1 protein-coding gene is annotated in these 2,073 nt (G+C 69.6%); it reads right to left on the bottom strand.

The window, feature by feature from the left end; genetic code table 11:
• On the bottom strand, nucleotides 1-2,073 hold a 2,073-nt coding region (locus tag GRC12_RS43915), incomplete at both ends, for a condensation domain-containing protein (protein WP_439959960.1).

Genomic DNA, 2,073 nt, shown 5'->3' with positions numbered 1-2,073 from the left:
ACTCCCGGTAACTGAGCGACACCCCACCCGCCACCACAGCCTCGGCATCCGGCACCGCGGCCACCCGCTCCTCGAACAACTCCACCGCCGAACGCCCCGGCACCTCACACACCGTGTCGTTCCAGTCCACGAGGAGACGGCCGCGTTCAGACGCGGCGAGGATGTCGATGTCGCTCACCCGGATGTCCGGGGACGCGACGGCGTGATCGAGGAGACGCAGCAGCCGGTCGATGAACGATCCGGCGGTGGCGCGGTCGAACAGGTCGGTGCTGAACTCCAGCACTCCTTCGAGCGAGTTCACCTGTCCGGACGCGCTGCGGCGCTCCGTGAACCCGAAGGCGAGGTCGAACTTGGCGACGGACGACTCCACCGGCTCACGCTCGGCCGAGAGCCCCGGCAGTTCACCCAGCGAGGCCAACGCGCCTTCGTAGTCGGTGTTGTTGAGGGTGAGGAGGACCTGGAAGAGGGGGTGCCGGGCGAGCGAACGCTCCGGGTTGACCGCCTCGACCAGCCGCTCGAACGGCAGGTCCTGATGCGCGTAGGCACCAAGGTTCCCCTCACGGACGCGGCGCACCAGTTCGGCGAACGTGGGGTTGCCCGAGGTGTCCGTGCGCAGGACCAGTGTGTTGAGGAAGACGCCGACCAGGTCGTTCAGGGCCTCGTCCGTGCGACCGGCGATCGGTGTACCCAGTGGAATGTCCGTCCCCGCCCCGAGCCTGGTCAGCAGCGCGGCCAGCGCCGCCTGCAACACCATGAACGGGCTGGCCTGGACGTCCTGGGCCACCTCGCTGACGCGCGCGTAGAGGTCCTCGGACAACTGGAACGAAATGCGGTCGCCGCGGTAGGTGGCCACGGAGGGACGCGGCCGGTCGTACGGCAGTTCCAGCTGATCCGGCAGACCCGCCAACGTCTCGGTCCAGTAGGCGAGTTGGCGGCTGATCTCGCTGTCCGGGTCGTCCTCGGAGCCGAGGACCTCGCGCTGCCAGAGGCTGTAGTCGGCGTACTGCACCGGCAGCGGCGCCCACTGGGGAGCCGCGCCCCGCACCCGGGCCGCATACGCGGACGTCAGATCACGCGCCAACGGCGCCCGCGACCACGCGTCACTCACGATGTGGTGCGTGACGAGGAGCAGAACGTGGTCGTGCTCGCTCGGCGCGAACAGCGCGGCCCGGAAAGGGATCTCGGTGGCCAGGTCGAAGGGGTGGCCGGCCTCTCTCGTCAGATCGTCCCGCAGACGTGCTTCGTCGGTCTTCACGACCGTGAGCATCGGCCGGGCCTCGGCCGCGTCCCGGACGACCTGATACGCGCCCTCGCTGTCCTCGGCGAACACGGTCCGCAGGCTCTCGTGCCGCTCCACCAGATCCGCGAGCGCGTCCCGCAGCGCGTCCCGGTCCAACGCACCGGAGAGACGCAAGGCCACCGGAGCGTTGTAGGTGGGACTGGGTCCCTCGAAACGGTTCAGGAACCACAACCGCTGCTGGGCGTACGACAACGGCACGCGCGCCGGACGCGGGTCCACCGCCGTGACAGTACGGCGTACCGCACGGTCCTCGTTCGCGAGGGCCTCGCTGATGCCGGCGATGGTGGGGGTCTCGAAGAGCTGCCGGATGGGCAGTTCCGCGCCCAGCACGGTGCGGATGCGGCTGACGAGTTTGGTGGCGAGCAGGGAGTGACCGCCCAGCCGGAAGAAGTCGTCATCGATGGTCACGCTCTCGACACCCAGAGCCTCCGCGAAGAGCGTGCACAACACTTCTTCCCCGGGGGTGCGGGGGGCGCGGCCCGCTGCCGTCTCCAACTCGGGGGCGGGCAGGGCACGCCGGTCCAGCTTGCCGTTCGGCGTCAGCGGCAGCGCGTCCAGGACGACGAACGCGGACGGCACCATATACGCCGGCAGCTGCGCCGCCGCGTGAGCGTGCAGGTCGTGCACGTCCGCAGCGGTGCCGACGACGTACGCGGTCAGACGCCGATCCCCCGGACGGTCCTCCCGCACGATCACCGCCGCCTGCACGACACCCGGATGAGACATCAACACCGCCTGGATCTCACCCAGCTCGATCCGGAAACCCCGCACCT

This window comes from Streptomyces griseorubiginosus (assembly GCF_017614965.1).
Classification (GTDB): Bacteria; Actinomycetota; Actinomycetes; order Streptomycetales; family Streptomycetaceae; genus Streptomyces; species Streptomyces griseorubiginosus_B.
This window is presented reverse-complemented; position numbering and strand designations above follow the sequence as displayed.